This is a genomic window from Streptomyces sp. Act143 (assembly GCF_003143935.1).
Classification (GTDB): domain Bacteria; phylum Actinomycetota; class Actinomycetes; order Streptomycetales; family Streptomycetaceae; genus Streptomyces.
Window position 1 is genome coordinate 324,503 of sequence record NZ_QFRX01000001.1, and the last position, 21,127, is coordinate 345,629.

Below are 21,127 nucleotides of genomic sequence, written 5' to 3' on the forward strand. Positions count from 1 at the left end.
ATCAAAACCTCCTGCGGACTTCACCTCCTGCGGACTTCTGGAGATCTTTAACGGCGGAGGTTACGGGGGTTGGAGGTCGAGTCCGGTCTTGGCCATGAGTGCATCGATGAGGCCGGGTCGGTACTGCATCCGTTTGAGCCGGTTCTTCACCAGCACGGTGAGCTGATCAAGGTTGTGTTTGGTGAGGTTGGCCAGCGATCTCTTCAGGTGTGACCACACACCTTCGACCGGGTTGAGCTCGGGTGCGTACGGCAGCAGCGGGTAGACGGTGAGCCATAATCGGGCGGCGATCAATTCTCGCATGGTGCGGCTGACATGTGTGTTCACGTTGTCCCACACCAGGGCGACGGGGCCGCCGAGCTGCTGATGTGCGGCATCCAGCAGACGGACGTAGTCGGTCTCGGTGAAGCCCTTGGGCCGTCCCCTGGCGGGGCCGCAGTCGAGGTGGATGCGGTAGATCAACCGCGGGCGGCGGCCGGCCCTGGTACAGATCGGCGCGGCCATCGAGACACGTTTCGTGCCCGCGGCGGTGACCTACACGACCGGCGTGTGTCCACGTCGGCCCCAGGTGCGGCCCTTGGGCGGCCTCAGGCCCTGGCCTGCCTCGTCCCGTTCGGTGGCCTTACGGGCCGGGACCTGCACGCTCCAGCCGATGCGGTGCAGCAGCAGGTCCAGGCCGGCCAGGGTGTACTCGACCCCGAACCGGCGGCGCACGACCTCGCGGATGCGGGCCAGCGTCCAGCACTGGTCAGGCCAGCCGGAAGCGGCCGAACCAGCTTCCAACACCGTCTCCAAGGCTCGCAGTTGACTCGCATCCAGCCTGCAGCGGGCGCCACCAGGACCCTTGGAGACCAGGGCCTGCCTGCCGCCCGAAGCCAGGGCTCGACGCAACCGGTTCGCCGACATCCGAGTCACTCTGAATCGCCGGGCCACCTCTGCGTCGCCGGCTCCCGCCTCCATCAAGTCAGCGGCCGCAAAACGAACTTGCTCACGCCGAGCCCGCTCCTCGGCCGTCAGACCACCGCCATCGGGATACCTCATCCCTCCGGCATAGCGCGGCCTCCACCAACCGTCACACCCCAACGTAACCTCCGCCGTTAAAGATCTCTAGCGCACGGTGAAGTCAGCCGCAGTGGTGTCCAAGGTGGTGGAGCCGTCCTTGGCGGTGGCCAGGACGGCGACATGCCAGACGCCGCGCGGGGACGACGTGGCATCGGCAGCGGTGACCGTGACGGTGTAGGAGCAGTGCACGGTGTCTCCCCCGGCAGCGGCACAGACGGCCGGCTCCGCGGCGGCCATGTCCTTCTCCGTCAGTCCCTTCTTGCCCAGGGACGACTTGTCCGGCCAGGCCAGCACCTTCACGCTCTTGGTTCCGGACGACGCGGTGACATCGGTGGCGAAGGTGAGCGAGCCGTCCCGGTCGCCGCCGGGAGCGGTGTAACGGGCGGTGCTGTCAGCCAGCAACGGTGGCTGCTCTCCGGCGTAGGCGAGCGCGAACACGCCGGCGCCGGCACCACCGAGGACAACGACACCGGCGGCCACGGACAGAGCGATACGACGGGACATGGGATTCTCCGCAACGGTCTTCAGCACTGGATCGAGCCGACGCAACTGCCTTGCGCCGCAGCACAGATACTCGCCGCACAACGATCTGCCGGACATCAGCGCACCTACTCAACCCCGTCTGAGTAGCAGAGGCCCACGGGCGCGACGATCCGCATCCCCTCGCCTGTCGGCGTACTCGCCTCTGCGCAGAGCCGCGTACGGATGATCGTACAGAGCAAAGAGACCCGTGAAGCGCCGGCGCCGTTGTTCGAGATGATGGGGCGGTGTCTCTTCGCTACTTCAATCAGACCGGCTGGACCGCGATCTTCAGCGGCACCGACACCGAGATCGGCCGCATGGTGCGTGTCGAGGGCTGGGACCAGGCGACCGGGACGGCCCTTGTCGTCGATCCCAAACGTGGTGCCCTGCGCGCGGTGACGGACTACGAGGACTTCTCCCACTTGGAGCGAGCCGACCAGGTCGTAGCCGCGGTGCCTGGTGGAGGGTGGCGGGTGCACTGGAAGGACGAAGGCCCGGGGGGAACACCGCTGACGGAACAGGTACTGGCCTGGCTCATCACGTCGCAGGGGCGGGCGACAGCCATCACGGTCGATGCCCAGGGGCATGTCGAGGATGCTGATGGCGCCGATGCCTTCATCCCGCCGGGCGAGGACCCGGCGTCGTGATCGCAGCCGGTCAGGCCACGTCGTTCTCCCGCTCGATGACCTTGAGTCGGCTCTTCAGCCGGTAGCTGGGGCCGTTGATGGAGATCACTTCGCAGTGGTGGAGGAGACGGTCGAGGATGGCGGTGGCGAGGAGTGCATCACCGAAGGCCTGCGCTCATTCGGTGAAGGTCTTGTTCGCGGTCAGGATGATCAAGCCCTTCTCTTAGTGCTTCGATATCACCTGGAAAAACAGGTTCGCCTCAGCTCGTTCGAGGGGCTGGTAGCCGACCTCATCGACGACCAGAAGTTGGGCCGCAGGTAGGTGCCGAGCTTGTTCAGGCGCCAGCCTGCGAGCTCGGCGGCTTTGAGGTGCGGAGCATGTCGTCAAGGCTGATGAAGTGGAGCGAGTGGCCGGCCCGGCCTGCCGCGACCGCGAGGGCGCAGCGATGTGCGTGGTGCCGACCCGGGGCGGCCCGAGCAAGGCGGCATCGGCCTTGGCCTCGACATAGGACAGGGTGTCGAGGTCCTTGACCTTGCGGGTAGGTCTTCGCCCGTGGGGGCTGTGCCTCGGTGCGGGTCGGGCCGACGCCGACGGCGCTGACGCGAACCCCGTGGGGGCCGTATTCGGCGGCCCGTGCTTTGGCGGGCAGGTTGACCGCCGCCTTGCTGGATCCGTTCAGCGACATCGCCGGCACGCCGTACGACGCGACCTGTGTGCTGATGTTCACGATGACCACCTCGCCGCGCTCGGCCGTCGTCGGTGCCAGCTCGGCGACGAGGAAGAACTTCGCCTTCACATTGAGGTCGTAGACGGCGTCGATCTCCTCCTCGGTCACCTCGTGGGTGGACCGGAACGGGTATGCCGCACCCGCGTTGTCGACGAGGATGTCCACCCGGCCTCCGCCCGCCTGGCGGGCGCGCTGTGCCAGTGACCGTGCGGATGCGGCGTTGCGCAGGTCGGCCGCGAGGAAGAGGGCCCTTCCGCCGCAAACCGCAAACCGCGGTGGCGTCCGCCTTCACCGACTGGAATCGGGGACCACCGGACTCGGCCGCGGTGCACGACGCTCTGCCCGACCCGGCGGATCGCCCTGGTGCAGGCGTTCGTGCAGTTCCCTCACCAGCCCCGTATCCCGCCAGCGGGGGAAGACGACGCACACACCCGAGCCCAGGGCGGGAAGCCCGTGGGCACCGCCCGATGACGTTCAGCAAGACCGTCGTCGTCACCGCGGACTCCGCCAGGGGCACGGTCTTCGGCTTCGCCACCGCAGGCGTCCGTCTCGCTCAACCTCTTGTGCGTCAGTCCGACAGCCAGCGCAGTTCGTGCGCCAGGGTTTTGGCGACGGCACGGATACGGCGGTGTAGTGGCGCCTGCTCGCGTGGGAGGACCAGGCAGAACGTCAGGTTGGGTGCGCCTCGCAGTGGTCGCCAGGTGAGACCGGCCGGTTGTGCCGCGGCCGCGGTTTCTCCGGCAGGGGCGAGCGTGGCCCCGTCGCGCAGGTCGCGCTGAGACATGTCGAAAGAGACTGCGGACGTGTGGAATCGGGGGTGTGGTCGGGTGTCGCGGAACAGCGCGGACAGCTGATCGTGGATCACGGGGTTGGCCGCACGGTCCGGGAGTCGCAGCGGATACGCGGCCGCGTCGGCGATCTCGATCTCCGGGTGTTCGGCCAGCGGATGGTGCTGCGCCAGCTGCACCCCGATGCGCGCACGCCGCAGCGGGAACCGGTGCACGCCACGGCCCGGCTGTTCACCGCGGGTGATCCCGGCATCGATGCGGCCGTCGGCGACCGCGGAGCAGATCTCCGGTGTCGCCATCGGGACCGCGCCGACCTCGAGTCCGCCGTTGTCGCGAATCAGCCTCTCCACCAGGGCCGGTGCCGTCTCGGCGCCGGCGCTGATGCTGTATCCCATGCGCAGCGTGCCCAGTTCACCGGCCGCCGCGCTCCGGGCGGTGTCCCATGCCCGGTCCAGCGCCGCCAGCGCGGGCGGCGCGGACTCCGCCAAAGCCGCACCGGCCGTGGTCAATACGACGCTACGGGTGTTGCGGACCAGCAGGGCCGTACCGAGTTCCGCCTCCAATCGGCGCATCCGGGCGCTGAGTGCGGGCTGTGCGATACCGATCCGTGCCGCCGCGCGGGTGAAGTTCAACTCCTGCGCCAGCACCAGGAAGTACCGCAGGCTCACCGTATCCGGCGCCACACGCTCACCCCTGCCGATTGATAACGATCCGTTCTGAGTCTATCCCGTACCGGTCTTTCCCCCGACCGCACATCAAGCCCTAACCTGCGCATACGACGATTCCACCGACCGCAGGACCCGCCGCCGGGCTCGATCGATCTGCCTGTCAATCCGACGTCGGACGCGTCCGGCCGAACAGAGGAAGTTTCCATGGCCAAGGGCTACTGGGTCAGTGTCTACCCCGCCATTTCCGACCCTGAGAGACTGACTGCCTACAACGAGCTGGCCCGTCCGGCTGTCCAGGCCGCGGGCGGGCGGACCCTGTCCCGTGGCAGTCGAGTTGTCGCCCACGAGGCCGGAATCACGCAACGCGTCGTCCTGATCGAGTTCGACAGCCTTGAACACGCCGTCGCAGCCTACGAGAGCGAGGCATACCAGAAGGCGCTGGTGGCTCTCCCCGACGGCGTCGAGCGCGACTTCCGCATCATCGAAGGCATCGACTGAACGGCACCCCGGGGTGGCTCATCAAGATCAATCTTGAAGAGACGGAGTTGGCTGACCGGGAGCATCCTCGCCGGCGGGCTACTCGAGACGAGCACGACTGGGTCATGGCCCGGACGTCTGAGCAGATGTTCCACGCCAGCTGTGGGCCCGGCCATCTGGCCGAGGCACCCTCGCTGTTCCGGACCTGGGCGTCCGAGGACGTCACGGAAGGGCTTTGATCGGAGCTGCTCACGCCGCGAGCGCGGGCCTGCCGTGGAGGGTGACGATGTCGGCGACGTAGGCGCGGGCAGCAAGGAGCTGGTCTTCCGTAAACTCATCGCCTGCCTGCGCAAAGTAGACGGCCGCGTCATCCGGATCGGCCGAGAGACGTGACGATCCCTGCTGATTCGACGCGGCGTCACCTGCAGCGCTCCAGGACAGTGACGGAGCCCCCCGGGCCCCGACCGTGACATCAAGCTCGACCGTATCGAGCGCCTCCTGGACCGCTTCCCCACCCGCGTCTTCCCGTTCGACGAATTCGACCCGCTCAGCCTCCGCCCCACCGCCGGTTCAGACTGGCCCCCTGCCGGTCACCCCGGCCGGCACGTCGCGACCTACCACCGCGCTCACGGCGTCCGGTACTTCCACAACTGTTGCTCGATCGGCGGCGGCACCCTGTGGGGCGTCAGCCGCCGCGAGAAGGCCGTACAGACCCGGGCCCTGCGCGCCGACCAGCGCTGGCGCAACAGAAGGCGCATCACCCGGACGTCCTGGCCTGCAAGGTCCCTCAGACCGATGACCGCTCCCCCACCCTGACGGTCCCCCTAACAGCACCGGCGCGGCCCGGGCCTGACCCCAGCGAGGTGGTCGGCCGCAAAGCGCGCCGAGTCGTCCGCCTCCCCACTGACGAGCATCCTCCGCCCGCTCTTGACCGCTGGGACCAGCTGCTGAACGGCTTCAGGAAAACGCGCCATGAGCGGCCTGCACCAGTGTGGAACCTCCCCCGCCACACGGGTGGCCGCACCTGTGGTACCGGCGGTACCATCGGTACCATGTCTCAGCCCAAAGCGATGAATCTACGTTTCCCCGATCCGGCCCAGCGTGCCGCCATCGAGGCCGCAGCCCGGCAGGAGGGCGTCAGTTTGCAGGAGTACATCCTGTCCGCCGCCTACGACCGTGCCACCGCGGTGGAGAGGCACTTCCTCGACGCTTTCAGCAAGTCGATGGCCCGCAGCGGCGACGCCTTCACCGAAGCGGCCGAAGCGGCCGATTCCGACAGGGAGCGTCGTGCTGCGGAGCTCGCCGCACGGCACGATCTTGAGGAGCAGCAGGAGCGGGGCCACGCCGCGTGACACAGCACGAACCGCTTCACCCTCTCGATGTGACCTTCCTGCTGCATGCTGCCGAGTTGCTGCCCGGTGATCCGCAGGTGGACGACTACGGCCCTTTGTACGGGGCTGTCGCCCGGGTCAATGCCCGGGCCATGGAGCGCGACGTCTACGGGTCCGTGTACCTCAAGGCGGCGGCTCTGCTGCAGACCCTGGTGCGGCTGCCGTGTCTGGAGCACTCCAACGAGGCGTTCGCGTGGCACTGCGCAGAGGCGTATCTGGTGCTGAACGGATGTCGACTGGAGTATCCGCCGAAAGAGGCGGTCGCCCTGGTGCGGGACGCGGCTTCCGGCACGTTGGGGGTTGGCCTGGTGGGTCGTCAGTTGCGGGCCTGGACCGTGGCCTGACTCTGTTTGTTCAGCGCTCCGTGTATCCCTTGTGAGTCGCCCGTGGCGTGGGATTTCGTCAGGGGTCGAGGGCACGCAGGAGGGGCGTCAGCAGTCTCCGCGTCCAGGTGGTTTTCTTGGTGTCCGCGCCTTCGGGTGGGTCGTCGAGTGCCGTGGCGATGCGGCGCAGTAGTCGAGAGCCGCCGGTCAGCAGGCCGAGGCTTGGGCGCAGGGCCAGAACGGAGGCCGCCTGCCGGGTCACGCCGGGCCACTGCAGCTGGTGGGTGAGAAGTGCTGCGAGTCTGATCGTGGCGGTGACGGGAATGCGGTTCGCGGGCAGGTGCTGCCGTAGCAGTTCCACAAATGGCCGGGCGATCTGGTTCTCAGCGTCGGTCATGCCGAACTGGAGGGTGAAGGACTGCGTGAAGTCGTCGATGGCGTCTTCGTATCGTGCGGCGTACAGGCGTACCGCGCCGCGGCCGCCGTATGCCCACGGCCACAGTGGTTCGTCGGCAAGCGCGCGGTCGAAGTCCCGTTCGGCTTCCGCGAGCCGTTCCGCCTCCCACAACAGCCATCCGCGCATGGCAAAGGGGAGCGTGAAACCGTCATCGACGGAGATGGCGCGGTCGAGGTCTGCCAGCGCTTCGGCCTCGCGGCCGAGTGCGTGCAGGGCCCAGGCACGGATTGAGTAGGGCCAGGCCAAGTCCTGTGTTGCGTGTTCGTCCGGGGCGGTCAGGGCCCGGTTCGCCTCACGCAGTGCCTCTGCGTGTCGGCCGAGGTCGAGGAGCAGCCCGGCATACTGGGCGCGGTACCAGTGCGATTCGCGGTCCAGCTCGGCCGCCCGCGCCATGTCGCGGACGGCTTCGTCCCACCGCTCCAAGCCCATCAGGCACCAGGACCGCTCCGCATGGGCCTGGATGTACTCGGGGTCGATGGCCAGCGCGCGATCCAGATCTGCCAGCGCGTCTTCGTGCCGTCCCTCGATGCGGTACAACGCGGCACGGCTGACGCGTGCCCATTCCTGCTCGGGCGCAAGTTCGAGGGCATGGTCGAAGTCGGCAAGCGCCGCGGCGCGTTGACCTGCCGTCAGATGGACGCGTCCGCGCACCACATGAGTCCAGGCATCGGGGCGGGCGCGGACCGCCTCATCCATGTCGGCGAGTGCGTGTGCTGTGTTCCCCATCTGGTCATGCGTGAAGGCGCGTTCGACCAGGGCGTCGCTGTGCTGCGGTTCCAGGGCCAAGGCCGCGGTGAGGTCGGCGAGTGCGGCCTCGTTCCGCTCCGCCAGCCGGTGCAACCGCCCGCGCACGACTCGGGCGTGCAGCTGCCCGGCGGTTTCCATGCCGGTGTGGGAAAGCAATGCGTCGAGGCAGGCGAGGACTGCCAAACTGTCGTCCCGGGGCACGTCGGCCAGCCGGTCTCCCCACGCCTGCAGAGCGTCGTCCGCAGTGTCGATGCCGGCCTGGGCGAACAGCTGTGTCCAGCGCCGGGCTGTGGCGCTCCCGTGGTCGCAGGCTTCCACGGTTTCGGCGAGGGCGTCCGGCAGCGCGCGGCGCGGCTCGGCGCACAGGAGGTGGTAGGTCTCGTTGTACCGGTGTTCGCGCCAGGTTGCGTCGCCCCAGCATTCCGCAGTGGGCAGGCTCTCCTCCCGCTCCGTGCGCCAGGCACGGAAGGTCTGCGCGAGCAGCTCATGCGCGGCACGCCAGCGGGTCGGGGACTGCAGGCGCTGCAAGCGCAGCATGGGAGCACGTACGACGTCGTGGTAACGGCAGCGCCCAGCCTGGTCGGTGACGAAGGCGAGCTGGCGTATCCACGCGTACTGCTCTATGGCCTCGGCCGGGGCGATGGCACGGTAGACGTCCTCGTCGAACTGAAGGGGAAGCGCCAGAGTCAGCGCGGCGGCCCGCCGCGCCGGGTCCGTCTCCCACTTCAAAAAGCGCTCCACGGCCGTCTCCGAGGGGTCGCCCACGGTGCGGTCGGAGTCGGGCCGGGCCTGCGCCAGGGTGTGCACCAGCACGGGAAGCCGACCGGACAGGCGCAGGACGACCTCGACGACGCGCTCGTCGGCGACACCTCGCAGCGCAAGCAGCGCCCGCGCCTCCTCCTCGGTGAACACCTCCAGCGGTACCTCCGTGATCAGGTCGAGCCAGTCGTTCCAGCTCCGGGCGGCAAGCCGCCCCTGTCCGGACAGCACGATCTGAACATTCGCCGGCAGCGCGCCGTGGACGTCACCGAATGCGATGTCGCGCAGCCACTCGTCCAGCACGGGGCCGGTCCGCTCGTACACGTCGAAGAACAGCACCACTCGCGGCAGCCGACGTGCCGCCTCCGCCAAGTCCTCCAGAAACACCGGGGTCAGGGCGCGCACCGGGTCCATGACAAGCCGTACGTCGTCGTGGGATCGCAAACGTGTGCCCAGCACCGCGCGTAGCCGGTCCGCGCCCTGGGCGACCTGCTGCGGATCGACAGCGCCGGCAACCGCCCCGACGCCCGGGATCAACCCGAGGCCGACCAAGCCCACTTGCGCGGCGACCGACGCCGGGAGCGAGGCCGCGGGCGGCTCTGCGGCGCCGGCGCCCTCTGCGGTCGGCTGGGTGTCCCGGGCCAACTGCGCGCCGTGCTCGCGCCGGCGCAACGTTGCCAACAGCTTCTCGAAGCCACGCAGTTGCAGGCCCTGGAGGCCGAGCCGGTCGGCGATCTGCGCCATTGCCTCGACGGCGCTGTGTATCCCGTCGTCCAGATGCACCGTGGCGGCCCCCTGCTCGCGGGCGACCACCTCCCACTGCCGCAGCAGCGAGGTCTTGCCCACACCGGCGTTGCCCCGGACGTGGTAGAGGAATTGATAGTCGTCGCTTTCCGGATCTCGTGCGAGGTTCTCCCGGAAAGCATTCACCTCACTGTGCCGGCCCACGAAACCGTTCCGGCGGCGGCGTCGGATCAACTCCTGCCGTGACAGCCGCTGTTCTGGCATCCCGCACCCCCGGTTCCAGTATGGCAAGGGTGCGCTGCGCCCGGCATGCGGATGACGATGCATGTGGTGACTGATGCCGATGACATTCTCACTTACCGTCAGTTCGTCAGCGAGCCCCCCTCGTCCGCTCTCCGCGGGCGGCCGGGGCACCCGGGGCGTGGTGCTGCGGGAGGGCGGCGCGCCGTGGGTGAGGGCGGCGCGGCCGGTTGAGGCGACCAAGAGCAGGGTGGTGGCTGCAATTGCCGTACACGCGGGACACTTGGATCCGCCGGCCTCCGGCAACAAGGCGACTGCTTGCCGGACTGGCTGGACGCCGTCCGGCAGGACGGCCTGTCCAGCTTCCACACACTCGCCGTCGGCATCGGCCGAGACCGTGACGCCGTCATCGCCGCCCTCGCCCTGCCCTGGAAGTCGGGCGTCGTCGAATGCCATGTCAACCGGATGAAGATGATCAGGCGTCAGATGTTCGGCCGCGCTGGTTCTGCCCTCCAACGGAGGCGTGTCCTGCCTTTCTCATGACAGCCTCTGTCAGTGGCCGCTGCGATGATCACCGCACGTCAGCGTGAGGAAAGATCCAGAGGGACTTGGCCTCGTGCGGGCGACGCTCAGCCGCACCATAGGGGCCGAGAGCTACCTTCCGAGCCCAGAAGGCGCAGAGGCTGTCGCAGCCGCCGCTCTCATCGCGGTACAGCGCCCAAGCGGTCAACCGATCAGTACAAGCCCCGTTGCCGAGAAGTCGTCCGAGCTCGCCGAACTCTGGGACGGGACATCAAGTGGCCCGGCCTGGCGGCCCTGCCTCAGTCGCCTGCGCGCCGTCCTCGCGCCCGTATCCACACCTCGGGAAGAGGTCGTCTTCGATCTTTGACCGGATCACCAGAGCTTCGCCTGGCTGACAGGCAGCGCGGCTGTTCGGCGGTCCTCTTGTTGCATGACCGGCGGTCGGTGCCTCGCTGTCCTGTGGTGTTGTGGCTGCTGTTGTGGCCGGCTCTGTACGGCTTCCGCTGCTGTTCCGCGACGTGGGTGGACCCGCTGATCCCTCGCTTCCGGCCAGTGCTGTCACTCGCGGCGGTGTTGTCCGGCAGCAGTCGGCCGTCGTTGATGAATGGCAGACCGGGGGCGGGGTGATCGGCCCTGGTGCCGTTGGCCGCCGAGCGTATGGCAAGCACGACGTTCTCCCTCTCGGTCAGTGGTGGACCGAGGAGGTGGGAAGCCGGCCGGCCGCGGAGGCAGCCACGCGGCGGGAACGAGCCGTCCGGCATTGCCAGGGGCCACCGGCAGGCGGGCGTGCGACGGCCGCTTGACGACGACGTGTGCCGGCGTTTCATCAGGCGGTGTAGGTGAATTGCCACCAGCTGCTGCTGGGGCCCGGGCTTCCGTCCTCGGCGATGCCGGTGACCCGCCAACGTCCCGCTTGGACGCCCACGAAGTCGAACTGGTAACTGGTGTTTGCCGTCTCGTCCCGGATCCAGGGGCGCCAGTCGGTGTCGTAGAACTCGACCTCGACGGTGTACCGGCTTGCTCCGCTGACGGGCTGCCAGGTGAGTGTGGTGGTCCGCGGGTAGGTGTCGAACACCGTGCCGTCGGCGGGGCTGAGCTGCATGGGTGCCTGCATACTGGTGTCGTAGCGGAAGTACCGCCAGGCGCTGGTGGTTCCGCTGGTGCCGTCCGACGATGTGGCGGTGACCCGCCACCGGCCTTCGTTGTCGCCCGGCCATTCGAAGGTGTGGCTGGTGCCGGTGGTTGTGGCGTTGGCCTGAGGGGTCCAGGCGCCAACGGTCACGCAGTGCCGGCACTCGACCTCGACACGGTAGCCTGACGCGCCGGTCACGCCGGCCCATTCGACTGTGGTGGTCCGCGGGGAGTTGGTGAGGACTGCCCCGTCCCCCGGCTGCAGCAGGGTCGGGGCGGGCAGTGTGGACGGCCCGCTGCTCTCATCCCTGCCGCGGGTCGTGGATCCGCTGCCTTCGGTGTCGCTGCTGGTGGTGCCGCTGCCGGTGTCACGAGCGCCTTGCGCCCCGCCGGGGATGGGGGCCGATCCGCCGTCAGAGGTGGTGGTATTGCCGCTGGCGCCGTCGCCCTGGTCAGCGTTTTGAGAGGGTGCCGCCGCTCTGTTGTCTGTGGGCAATCGGTCGATGACGAACCCTGCGACCAGGACGGTACACAGCACGATGACTGCAAGCGAAAGGACATACGCGGCTGCGTGGCCGACGCGCCGGGCGGTCTCCCTGGACGGTAACGCGGCGGTGGGCCGGAAACGGAAAGGCGGCTCGGGCGGAGGGGGCGCAGGCCGGGATGGGGTGAAGGCTGCTTCTTCATCAGAGACCGAGTCGACGGGCTCGACGCGAATGATTTCGCGGATCAGTGCCTGATCCACCTGGTCCAGCAGCCAAGCGGTATGGTCCAGCATCGCGTTGACAGCCGGGGGGCGGCGGGCACCGGGGGGCGGTGTGACGAGGGGCTGCGGAGGCAGTGGCACGCCTGCGCGGGCGACCTGCCGGTGCAGCCGGGCCGCTTCGTCGCGGAGCTGGACAGCCGGGTGATCCTGGTCCAGATCGTCATCGACCGCAGCCCCCGGTGGCCGGGATGCCTCCTCGGCCGCCATGGCCTGCTGGCGGCGCCGGATGTCCTCCTCCTGCTTCTTGAGGCGGTAGTACTCGGCGAGATCTTGCTGACCGACCCCCACGGCGCGCAGGTAGAGCCGCCACACATGGTCGCGCACTGTTTCGGTCAGCGGCTGCTCAAGAGCCCCGTCGACCATGTCCAGCAGCGCGAACAGCTCCGTGTACGTGGGCAGCTTCCGGCCGTTGGCGATCCTGGTGAGTCGCGTCTCGCTGCATCCCAGGCTCCGGATTATCTCCGCGTCGGTGAAGCCCAGTTCTTTCATCTGATCGAAGAAGACGTCCTGGAGCATCTTGACGAAGTCCCGTCGCTCCGACGGTCCTTCAGGGAGTTCGTTGCGGCCCTGCTGACGGCGAGCTGCCCCTGGTCGGCCGCTGGTGTTCTGCCTCGCCAAGTTCTTCCCCCACACCCACGCCAAAGGCTTTCTGCCACCCCTGAACTGGGCTTCTTTCCTCTTGAGCAGGATTTTTCGGTCTCCCGCAGTGGGCGCACCGCCCCCGGCGTCCCGCCCGGTAGCGCGCCCATGCGCTGCAGCAGGAGACCAGCATGGCCAACGGCGGTTACCCGCCGCATCCGTTCGGGCACATTCGTGCCGAGAAGCGGCCGAACCCGGCGACGGTGTGCGATGTGCGCATTCGCATTCGAGTTCGCCGAGAACCTCCCTTCAGGTCTGACCCCGGCTGCCTCCATCGGGCTGGTTCACAAGATCCGGGCACGGAACGCGCGTCGGCAGCGCCCAGATGATGACGCAGTACCCTGGCACTGCGCCGGAGCCCAGCACGAGCATGGCCGACGGAGCATCCTGAGGTCGGCGCGCAGGCTACGCGGGCGTGCCAGACCTGCCACACCTGCAACGGATCAGGTCCCGTGGCTGCCGGACCCGTCGTCATCAACCACAGCACAGCACCTCGGGCGTCAGACCGCTTCGATACCAGGTGTGGTCGAGCGCCTCTGGGAGTGTGGACGCACAGCCCTGGGGCCGCGCAGCTCATGTACGTCCGCGCCCCCGGTGCAGCCCACATCGAATGACGTCAATCGCCGCCGTCGTCCGTACGTTGGAGCGGCACTATCGACCAGAGCCTGATCACTAAAGATCCGAAAGGCTCCCGCGAGAAATTTAGCCCACCTGGCCCCCATTGCCTCGCCGGCCCCATATGGAACCGATCTTCGGTCCTTCTCGGCTACCGTCTAAAGCGCCGCATCCACACGGGGGATCTCATGTTTCGCTTCTTGTCTCACGGAGAGCGTAAATCAGCCCAGGCGAACGGAAAGGCATATTCATCGAACGTGCGACCGGATGCCACTTCCGAGGAAGTGAAGGCTGCAAAACCCAGCGACCGCAGCCCCACAGGAACCCGGTCAAACCAACGCACCCCCACAGCCGAGCCACCCCAACGCCTCTCAAGCAAGCCAGAAACCCGGCCTCGCACTCCTACCTCAAGCCGGCCAAAACAGCAGGCCCGCACATCCCGAGAGCCGTCCAGTTCATCGGATGCCTCCTTGGAAGCCAAGAGCGACGTGTCACACAACCCTGCGCCTGCTCGCGATCTAGATATCAACCAGGTGCGCGTGTACTTTCTAGGTCACGTCGAGAACAGTCAAGTGGCCATCAACTGTGGCACGGTGACGCAGACACAGCTAAAGGAGTTCTCCCACTTCCTTCCGGATGATGCAGTGCAAAACCTTTCCAAGCCTGACAGCCCTCAGCCCCCCGGAAAGTCCGCATTGCTTCGCCAGACTTCGCAACAGCCGAAAACTGCAGAACCGGATCACGATCGTCAGACCGTCACTGCCGAGGTCTTCAGCCGGATGTATCTCCTGCCCATGCTCTACGACCTGCAGGGGCGCATCCAGGAGCTGGGCCTTCCCCAGGGCGCTCAAGAAGACCTGGGGCAGACGATCGATGCCCTGCTGGCCCACCTCAAGCAGACGCCCGTCGACATGGCAGCCGTCAGCGCAGGGCTGGAACGTATCCGTCAAACGCTGACGGCGGTGCCGCCGGGCTCGGCGTCCTCCCTCGATGCGCTGCGGAGCGCTCCGGCACAGGAGACGGCATGGTGACCAGCTCGGGTGGCCCTGAGTTCCATGGAGACATCTACGGAAGTCAGATCGCGATCGGCAATCAGGATGTGACCCAGCGGATGCATGTGTCCTCCGAGAATCAGCCGAAGGACCGTCTCACTGAGGCAATTGCTGCGCTGTTGGCGGCGCTGGATCATCTGGATCTTCGGGCTGAGGAAGAATCGGCAGTCCGTCAAGAGGCGGAGGCTGCGCTGGTGGAAGCGCGCCAGCAGGAACCGGATGTCGGGCGCCTTCGGCGTTTCCTGACCAGGATCCGGGTCGCGTTGGTTCCCATCGCCGCGGGTGCTGCCGTGGGCGCGACCACTGGGGTGACAAACGGAACGGCGCAACTGGCGCAGACTGTCCTCGCTGACCTGCAGCAAGCATTGCCCTGAGACGTGCCTGGGCACGGTCGACAAGCGTCACCCTCCCGCGAAACGGGTCAGGACTCGATCAGTCCGGTGTGATGCAGGGGCGCGCCGGGCAGCGCCGCACCGCTTGGGTCTGTTGCGAAAGTGGATCTTGTCCGTTGATGATCACGTCCTGTCGGGCGTGGGGATCTGACGAACGGCCAGTGGGCCCGGCTGGCGCCGTTGTTGCCGCGGGGCATCAAGCCGGGTCGGCCGCAGGTGTGGACGCGGCGGCATCTGATAGACGGCATACGGTGGCGGCCCCGGACCGGTGCTCCCTGGCGGGGCGTGCCTGAGCGCTATGGGCCGTGGGATCGGGTCTATGACCTGTTCCGGCGCTGGCAGCGGGACGGCGCCTGGGCAAGGCTCCTCACCCAGCTCCAGGCCGAGGCGGACGCGAAGGGCCTGATCACCTGGGACGTCAACGTCGACTCCACCGTCTGCCGGGCCCACCAGCACGCCGCCGGGGCAGCGAAAAGGGGGACCTCCAGAAAGAACCGCCCGGCGGGATCTTCGTCGAGCCGGCCGACCACGGCCTGGGACCCTCTCGCGGCGGACTGACCAGCAAAATCCATCTCGCAGTCGAGCAAGGGCAAAGGCCCTTGTCGGTCGTGATCACGGCCGGGCAGCGGGGCGACTCCCCGCAGTTCGAGCCGGTCCTGGAGGCCATCCGGGTTCCGTGGCCGGGGCCCGCCAGGCCGCGCAAGCGCCCGGACCGGGTGCGGGCCGACAAGGCGTACGACTCCCGCGGCGATCGCTCCTACCTGCGCCGACGCGGGACCAAGGCCACCATCCGGGTACCGGCGGACCGGATCCGCAACCGCCTCGGGCGTGGATCGCGTGGCGGACGGCCACCGAAATTCGACAGGGACGACTACAAGCAGCGACACGCGGTCGAGTGCGGCATCAACCGGCTCAAGCGCCACCGGGCCGTCGCCACTCGCTACGACAAACTCGCCGTCCGCTGCGAAGCGACAGTACTGGTCGCAGCCATCAACGAGTGGCTGTGACCAGCACTTTCACAACAGGCCCTAGCCCAACGAGGCAGCCGCGCAAGAGGACATGCCGGCTGGCCGCCCGCGGCTCCGACGGGCAGCACCCTGCGTCTCTCAGGCGTTGTGCGCGGGCAGGGCCAGCTGCCGTCCGAGTGGTGACGGCCACGGTTCGGGGCGGTGTGCCGGCGTGAACTGTCCCTGCGGCCGGCGCTCCGTCTCAGGGGTACCAACGCTCCTGGAAGGCGGGATGCATCTCGAAAGGCAGCGCGAAGGCTTTCATGGTCTGGTAGGCGAGAGCTGATTCCAACGGCCAGACCACACCTTGCTGCTGCTCGCTTCGGATGCGCTGCTCGCAGTCGGCCAGGATTCGCCGGTAGGTGGCGATCCGCTCGCGGATCAAGGCAGGGCAGGCACAGGCGCACGCCTGCCCGCCCCCTGACTGCCGGGAGGCGGGACACGCATCCTCGTGGAAGAGGACGCTTACGTCCTCCTCCTCGCCCCACCGGGCAAGCAGGAAGTCCGACAGATCCGTCACGATGCCCATGAGCCGCGGCCTCTTCCCGGGTGTGGGCGGACAAGGCGCTGGTTACCGGTTCAGGCGGTAGCCGGTGACGAGATCGGCGTGCAGACGGACGATCTCGTCCAGGTCCCGGTCGATGAAAGGGATGAGCAGATCACGGTAGTGGGCGGCCTTCAGCGGCGCGGTGACCAGACTCGCCCGGCCGGTGACCATCACGCTCCAACCCGTGCGGGCGATCAGATCGAGGTCATCAGCCTCATAGACCATGACCTCCTCCACCGATGTGTCGCGGATCAGCGCGGCATCACTGTGCGTGCTGATGATCACCGAGTCACCGTCCACGAGATGGTGGGTCGGACGGATCACCGGCAACGCGTGCCGGGTGAAGCCGACACGGCCCATGGAAACACCCGCCAGCAGCGCCAGAGACTCCTCACGGCCCAGCTCGATCATCCGGGCGGCGGCCACACCGGCAGACCCACGATCACATTGCATGTCCGCTCCCCGACAGACGTGGACAGACAGTACCTAAGCCTTAAGGATCACTCCGGCCTGCGCGCAGTGACCAGGTCCCTCAGGGCCCGCCCTCTTAGGCCGAAAGGCCCACATACACGCCTGCGCCCCCATAGGACAGGGCCAGGTCGCGGCCAAGCCTGAAGACCGCCAGCGGCCCGAGGCCCCGCTGGCCCAAGGGTGGTGGGAGCGGACGGCAGACGGAGTATGAGGCACGGCAGCAGGCGGCGGCCGGGCCGATGGCTCCGAAGCCGATGTTGCCCTGGACCCGGTCGACGGCGGCTTCGGTGATCAGGTGGTTTCGCGGGCGGGCGTTCAAGCTGATCCGTCGGAGGCGGACGACGCGTTCGAGGCGGGCGGTGGAGGAGCCGGCCAGACGTGCCGGTCGAGGATGTGGCGGACGGTGGCGGCCCGGGGAGGGTGCGCGGGACGGCGGCGAGCAGGCCGACGCTCGATGACGGGACCGGCCTGAAGTGCAATGGAAGGAAGTACAACAGCAGGGCGTTTCAGAGCCTTTTGTGTCAGCCGACGCTCGTGGCCATGGACGAAGGCCTCCTCACCGAACGCCGACCTCCGCCCGGTCAACCGGCCCGCTGGTCTTCCTCTCCCTGTGGAACACCACCGGCGGAACACCACCGGCGGCACGGCCCGGCACGCCGCGCTCACCGGCTGCCTCGCCGAGTGGTGCCGTCGCCACGAACTGACCCTGTGCGCCGCCTTCACCGACCGCAAACCGGCCGTCGCCCTCCACTCCCCCGCCTACGTCGGCCTGTTCGACGCCCGTCGATCCATCACCGAGACAATGCTGTTCCGACCCTCGCCACAGCGTCCGCCCGTACGCGGCAGCCCAGCCCGGTCGCATGATCGCCGAACCCACATCCAGGAGCATCCTCGCCCCATGACCGACGCCACCGCCCGCATCCGCGAACTCAACCTCTACCGCGTCTACTTCGACCTCGTCGCCGCCGGTGCCAAGACGATCGAGGTGCGGGTGAAGTACCCCCACCTCGCCGACCTCGCAGCCGGCGGCACCATCCGCTTCCGCGTCAAAGACACCGCCGAGTCCTGCGAGGTCACAGTCGTCCGGGTCACCGAGTACGCCGACTTCGAGGCCCTGCTCGACAAAGAGGGACCAGTCAACGTCAACCCATCGGCCCCCCGCGACCAGCAACTGGCCGACATCCGCGCCATCTACCCACCCGAGAAGGAAGCCCTCGGCGCCCTGGCCATCGCAATCGCTCTGCTCTAGCTTGCTCCTCCCGCTCCCCACTGGCGCGGGGGACTGCCGATGCGGGTGGCCGTCCCCGTGCGGACGTCGGGACCGTCTCCGCGGGCAGAACCGAGCTGTACTCGGGCATCGGGCACGGCGGCGGGGTCGGTCGTCATGCTGTGCCGGTCGCGGTGGAACGTCACGTGCCGTCGGTGGCGTGCTGTGGGGTCGGCCATGGCAAGGTGCACCAGACGGACTTGCCGCCGCTGTGCGGGGTGGTGCCCCAGCGTTCGGTCAGGGCGGAGATCAGGAGGAGACCTCGGCCGTTCTCGTCCAGAAGGCCGGTGGTGCGTGGGCGCGGTTCGGCTCGCTTGTGGTCGCCGACCTCGATGGTCAGCTCGATCCCGTCCAGGTGGAGCGCCAGCAGGAAGTCTCCTTTCGTGTGTCGGATCGCGTTCGTCACCAGTTCTGTGACGATCAGTTCCGCGGTTTCGGTGACGGTGGCCGGGCTGCTCCAGTTCGCGAGAGTGCGTGCGGTGAAGCGGCGTGCCCGGGAGGCGGACTCGGGTTCGGGCGGCAGAGCGGTCGACGTGCTGCGGTGGGCGGGGGTGCGGACGGCGACCAGCGTGACGTCGTCGTCGTGCTTCTCGGGGCGGGAGATGAGGGCGCCCAGCACGTCGTCCGCTAGGGCTTCGAGGCCGGCGTGGGTGTGGCCGGTGCACTCGAGGGCGGTCTCGAAAGCGTCGGTGAGGTCGCCGATCCGGTCGTCGAGGTCGGCGCCGGGCAGTTCCACCAGGCCGTCGGTGTAGGCCAGAAGTGTGGTGCCGGCGGGCAGTACATGGGTGGCCTGCCGGTGCGGGATGTCCCCGATCCCCAGCGGCACTCCGACCGGCGCGTCCAGGGCGTGCGGCGGCCGGCCCGGCCCGGCGGCCAGGACGGGGAGGTGGCCGGCGCTGCACAGGCTGATCCGGTCGCTGTGCGGGTCGATGACCAGGTAGCAGCAGGTGACGAGTTGGTCGTCCAGCTCGCAGACGAAGGTGTCCAGGCAGTTCATCAGCTGAGCGGGGGTCATCTCGGCCTTGGCCAGGGCGTGGGTGGCCGCGCGGAGTTGGCCCATGACGGCAGCGGCGTCGATGCCGCGGCCCATCACGTCCCCGATCACGACGCCGGTGCGTCCCTTCTCCAGCGGGATGACGTCGAACCAGTCGCCCCCGACCCCGGCGTCCTGAGCGGAGGGCAGGTACCGGTGCGCTGTGGGCAGGTGCGGCAGCAGAGGCGGTGTCCCCATGAGGCTGCGTTGCAGCGTGTAGGCGATGCGCCGCTGCTGCTGGTAGGCCAGGCAGCGTTCTTCCTCCAGCTGCCGGCGCTCGGTGATGTCGCGGACGATGAAGCTGATCAGACGTCCTTCGTCGCTCACCAGCGTGCCCACACTGACCTCCGCCGGGAACTGCTGACCGTTCTCCCGCATGCCCCGCAGATCCGTGTCGAAGGTGACGGGGCGCCCTGCGGCGTGGGCGCGGTAGCTCCTCACCAGAGCGGTGTGCCTGCGGCGATGGGACGCCGGGGCGAGCTGGGACAGCCGTAGTCCCAGCAGCCGGCTGCGGGGCCGCCCGAACAGCGCCTCGGCGCGCGCGTTGGCCATCACCACCAAGTCGTCGCGGCCGACGATCAGGACGGCGTCGGGGGCCGATTCCATGAGGTCCCGGAATCGCTGGTGGGCTCGTTCCGCCTGTTGGTGTGCCGCGATCCTCAGCGTGTCGTCGGTGGCGATCCCGCAGATGGCCTGGGGCCGCCCGTCGGGGCCCGGCAGCGGGAAGAGAATGTCGGAGTAGACCCGCATGCCGTCGGCCGTGGGGACATGGTGTTCATGACGGCGGGCCTGATTGCTGTCGAGGACCTCGGCGTCGGCCGCGCGGGCGGTGACCGCGAAGTCGGCGGGCAGCACGTCCTCGGTGCGCATGCCCACCACGGTCTCCCGGGAGCGGCCGACGGCCCGCTCGAACTCGGCGTTGACGGCGAGATATCTGCCGTCCAGGTCCTTCACGAACACCACCGCGGGCGTGTGTTCCATGAACTGCTTGAGCCATTGGTAGCGGAGAAGTTCCCTGCGGGCTCGGGAGTGCGCCGCCTCGATCCGGCGTCCGGTGCCCAGCACGAGGAAGCCGAGCAGCAGGAAGACACAGACGTGTCCGGACACCAGCAGCGCCGCTCCGAGGCGCGTGCCGTACCAGCCGGCGTCCTGGCCCGCCAGCCGCAGCCAGCCCAGCAAGGGCGGCACCAGGAGGATCGTCACCACCATGCGACGGCCCAGAAGGCCGGTCGTGCCCGCGTTGCACACCAGTCCCGCCGGCCCCACGCAGGGGCGTGCGAGGAAGATCGCCGCTCCGAGCAGGACGAGGATCGCAGCGGTGTGCGGGGCCATGCCGATGTAGTCACCGACCTTGCCCAACTCCGGTACCCGGTAGGCCAGTCCGTACCATCGCAGCAACCCGAGCAGCACAACGAGCAACGCCATGATCTGGCCCGCGGCCACCGCCCGTCGATGGGGCAGGGTGAGTGTGAAGGCGCCACACCCTGCGAGCAGCAGGGCGACCGCCGTGTTGGGGGCCATGCGGCCCGGCGGGGAGGCGACGTTCGGCAGCGAGGCCGCGGTGTCGTCGACAACCAGGAACTGGTCGATCCCCAGGTACACGCCGAACAGGTACTCGGCCAGACTCGCCAGACCGATGGCGGCGCCGCACAGCAGGACGCTCCGGCCGATCGAGAGCCGCGGTCCCTGCTGCCGCGCGTCCGCCACCATGCCGAGCCCCGTGGCCAGCAGGACCAGCGACAGCGAGGTGTTGGCCTTGATCCAGCCCTCGGTGCCGGGCCAGGCCGACCGGAGGGAGGCGGGCATCGCCCAGCCGGCCAGCCCCACCGCTCCGAGCAGCGCGCCGAGGCCGGCCAGGATCCGGGTGGCGGACTCCGCGCGAGCGACGGTGCGCGGGCCGAAGGGAAGCCCGTCGGGGGTGTGGTCGGACGGAGTCGTGTCCAGGTGTCTGCGCATCGCGTGTCGCCTCGCTCGTGGTGCGGGAGAGCGACCGAATCTACGTCTCCACCAGCAGCAATATGACGTGAAAGCGGTAATTAAACTGTTTTGAACTTAATAGACCGATTGGAGACGAGATCACCCTTCACGGTTCTCTTCTCGAAGGCTGTCCGCCACGCTGTCCCCTTGTGGAGTACTTCCCTTGGGCGGCCTCG

Annotated in this window: 19 protein-coding genes and 3 pseudogenes; 11 read left to right on the forward strand and 11 right to left on the reverse strand. The window is 68.3% G+C overall.

The window, feature by feature from the left end; genetic code table 11:
* Positions 1 to 60: 60 nt before the first annotated feature.
* From DI272_RS01460 to DI272_RS01470, 3 genes are all read right to left on the reverse strand, one after another.
* Positions 61 to 504, reverse strand: a complete 444-nt coding sequence (locus tag DI272_RS01460; RefSeq protein WP_109493312.1) for a transposase — start codon at positions 502 to 504, stop codon at positions 61 to 63.
* A 30-nt stretch (positions 505 to 534) separates the two neighbouring features.
* Positions 535 to 783, reverse strand: coding sequence for a winged helix-turn-helix domain-containing protein (locus DI272_RS45045; RefSeq protein ID WP_258314418.1), 249 nt, complete (start codon positions 781 to 783; stop codon positions 535 to 537).
* Between the two features lie 324 nt (positions 784 to 1,107).
* The gene (locus tag DI272_RS01470) at positions 1,108 to 1,566 is read right to left on the reverse strand and encodes a DUF5707 domain-containing protein (RefSeq protein ID WP_109493313.1); all 459 of its coding nucleotides are present in this window, start codon (positions 1,564 to 1,566) and stop codon (positions 1,108 to 1,110) included.
* Between the two features lie 263 nt (positions 1,567 to 1,829).
* Here DI272_RS01470 and DI272_RS01475 point away from each other — a divergent pair, with 263 nt between their 5' ends.
* Positions 1,830 to 2,231: a hypothetical protein gene (locus DI272_RS01475; protein ID WP_109493314.1), complete on the forward strand. Its 402-nt coding sequence runs from the start codon at positions 1,830 to 1,832 to the stop codon at positions 2,229 to 2,231.
* Positions 2,232 to 2,241: 10 nt separating this feature from the next.
* On the opposite strand, the pseudogene DI272_RS45935 reads toward DI272_RS01475, so the two are convergent.
* The 3 genes and pseudogenes from DI272_RS45935 to DI272_RS01495 all read right to left on the reverse strand — a co-directional run bounded on the left by DI272_RS45935 (position 2,242) and on the right by DI272_RS01495 (position 4,409).
* Positions 2,242 to 2,724: pseudogene (locus tag DI272_RS45935) on the reverse strand (ATP-binding protein).
* 94 nt (positions 2,725 to 2,818) lie between these two features.
* A pseudogene (locus DI272_RS45940) lies at positions 2,819 to 3,166 on the reverse strand (SDR family NAD(P)-dependent oxidoreductase); the annotation flags it as partial.
* Between the two features lie 340 nt (positions 3,167 to 3,506).
* A complete protein-coding gene (locus DI272_RS01495) occupies positions 3,507 to 4,409 on the reverse strand; it encodes a LysR family transcriptional regulator (protein WP_109493316.1) in 903 nt (300 codons plus the stop codon).
* 189 nt (positions 4,410 to 4,598) lie between these two features.
* Between DI272_RS01495 and DI272_RS01500 the strand changes: the two genes are divergently transcribed.
* From DI272_RS01500 to DI272_RS01515, 5 genes and pseudogenes are all read left to right on the forward strand, one after another.
* Positions 4,599 to 4,892 carry a DUF1330 domain-containing protein gene (locus tag DI272_RS01500; RefSeq protein ID WP_109493317.1) on the forward strand — a complete coding sequence of 98 codons (294 nt, stop codon included), beginning with the start codon at positions 4,599 to 4,601 and terminating at the stop codon, positions 4,890 to 4,892.
* The gene (locus DI272_RS01505; RefSeq protein ID WP_258314859.1) at positions 4,889 to 5,110 is read left to right on the forward strand and encodes an immunity 53 family protein; all 222 of its coding nucleotides are present in this window, start codon (positions 4,889 to 4,891) and stop codon (positions 5,108 to 5,110) included. The genes DI272_RS01500 and DI272_RS01505 overlap by 4 nt, the downstream gene beginning before the upstream one ends.
* 88 nt (positions 5,111 to 5,198) lie before the next feature.
* Positions 5,199 to 5,573, forward strand: a pseudogene (locus tag DI272_RS46135) (IS630 family transposase); the annotation flags it as partial.
* Positions 5,574 to 5,923: 350 nt separating this feature from the next.
* Positions 5,924 to 6,223, forward strand: coding sequence for a DUF1778 domain-containing protein (locus tag DI272_RS01510; RefSeq protein ID WP_258314419.1), 300 nt, complete (start codon positions 5,924 to 5,926; stop codon positions 6,221 to 6,223).
* Positions 6,220 to 6,606: a fic family toxin-antitoxin system, toxin component gene (locus DI272_RS01515; RefSeq protein WP_109493319.1), complete on the forward strand. Its 387-nt coding sequence runs from the start codon at positions 6,220 to 6,222 to the stop codon at positions 6,604 to 6,606. Before DI272_RS01510 ends, DI272_RS01515 begins: the two co-directional genes overlap by 4 nt.
* 58 nt (positions 6,607 to 6,664) lie before the next feature.
* Here DI272_RS01515 and DI272_RS01520 read toward each other — a convergent pair whose 3' ends face one another.
* Positions 6,665 to 9,988, reverse strand: a complete 3,324-nt coding sequence (locus DI272_RS01520) for a tetratricopeptide repeat protein (protein WP_146238300.1) — start codon at positions 9,986 to 9,988, stop codon at positions 6,665 to 6,667.
* A gap of 130 nt (positions 9,989 to 10,118) precedes the next feature.
* Here DI272_RS01520 and DI272_RS01530 point away from each other — a divergent pair, with 130 nt between their 5' ends.
* Entirely contained in the window at positions 10,119 to 10,421 is a 303-nt protein-coding gene (locus tag DI272_RS01530) for a DUF4259 domain-containing protein (protein WP_375138019.1), read from the forward strand.
* Between the two features lie 459 nt (positions 10,422 to 10,880).
* Here DI272_RS01530 and DI272_RS01535 read toward each other — a convergent pair whose 3' ends face one another.
* The gene (locus DI272_RS01535) at positions 10,881 to 12,467 is read right to left on the reverse strand and encodes a hypothetical protein (RefSeq protein ID WP_109493321.1); all 1,587 of its coding nucleotides are present in this window, start codon (positions 12,465 to 12,467) and stop codon (positions 10,881 to 10,883) included.
* A gap of 1,208 nt (positions 12,468 to 13,675) precedes the next feature.
* Here DI272_RS01535 and DI272_RS44105 point away from each other — a divergent pair.
* The 3 genes from DI272_RS44105 (at position 13,676) to DI272_RS01550 (ending at position 15,656) form a co-directional block, all read left to right on the forward strand.
* Positions 13,676 to 14,236, forward strand: coding sequence for a hypothetical protein (locus tag DI272_RS44105; RefSeq protein WP_146238301.1), 561 nt, complete (start codon positions 13,676 to 13,678; stop codon positions 14,234 to 14,236).
* Entirely contained in the window at positions 14,230 to 14,631 is a 402-nt protein-coding gene (locus DI272_RS01545) for a hypothetical protein (RefSeq protein ID WP_109493323.1), read from the forward strand. The genes DI272_RS44105 and DI272_RS01545 overlap by 7 nt, the downstream gene beginning before the upstream one ends.
* A 165-nt stretch (positions 14,632 to 14,796) precedes the next feature.
* Positions 14,797 to 15,656, forward strand: a protein-coding gene (locus DI272_RS01550) for an IS5 family transposase (protein ID WP_258314860.1) whose coding sequence is annotated in 2 segments (ribosomal slippage) — positions 14,797 to 15,175 and positions 15,175 to 15,656 — 861 coding nt in all. Because the reading frame shifts where the segments join, the coding sequence is not laid out codon by codon here.
* A 202-nt stretch (positions 15,657 to 15,858) separates the two neighbouring features.
* Here the strand turns inward: DI272_RS01550 and DI272_RS01555 are convergent.
* The gene (locus tag DI272_RS01555; RefSeq protein WP_109493324.1) at positions 15,859 to 16,185 is read right to left on the reverse strand and encodes a DUF6221 family protein; all 327 of its coding nucleotides are present in this window, start codon (positions 16,183 to 16,185) and stop codon (positions 15,859 to 15,861) included.
* Between the two features lie 42 nt (positions 16,186 to 16,227).
* Positions 16,228 to 16,629: a pyridoxamine 5'-phosphate oxidase family protein gene (locus DI272_RS01560; RefSeq protein ID WP_258314421.1), complete on the reverse strand. Its 402-nt coding sequence runs from the start codon at positions 16,627 to 16,629 to the stop codon at positions 16,228 to 16,230.
* A gap of 943 nt (positions 16,630 to 17,572) precedes the next feature.
* Here DI272_RS01560 and DI272_RS01565 point away from each other — a divergent pair.
* Positions 17,573 to 17,923, forward strand: coding sequence for an ASCH domain-containing protein (locus tag DI272_RS01565; RefSeq protein WP_109500625.1), 351 nt, complete (start codon positions 17,573 to 17,575; stop codon positions 17,921 to 17,923).
* Between the two features lie 160 nt (positions 17,924 to 18,083).
* Here the strand turns inward: DI272_RS01565 and DI272_RS01570 are convergent, their stop codons facing one another.
* Complete coding sequence (locus DI272_RS01570) at positions 18,084 to 20,930, reverse strand: SpoIIE family protein phosphatase (RefSeq protein ID WP_109493326.1); 2,847 nt, start codon at positions 20,928 to 20,930, stop codon at positions 18,084 to 18,086.
* Between the last annotated feature and the right edge of the window lie 197 nt (positions 20,931 to 21,127).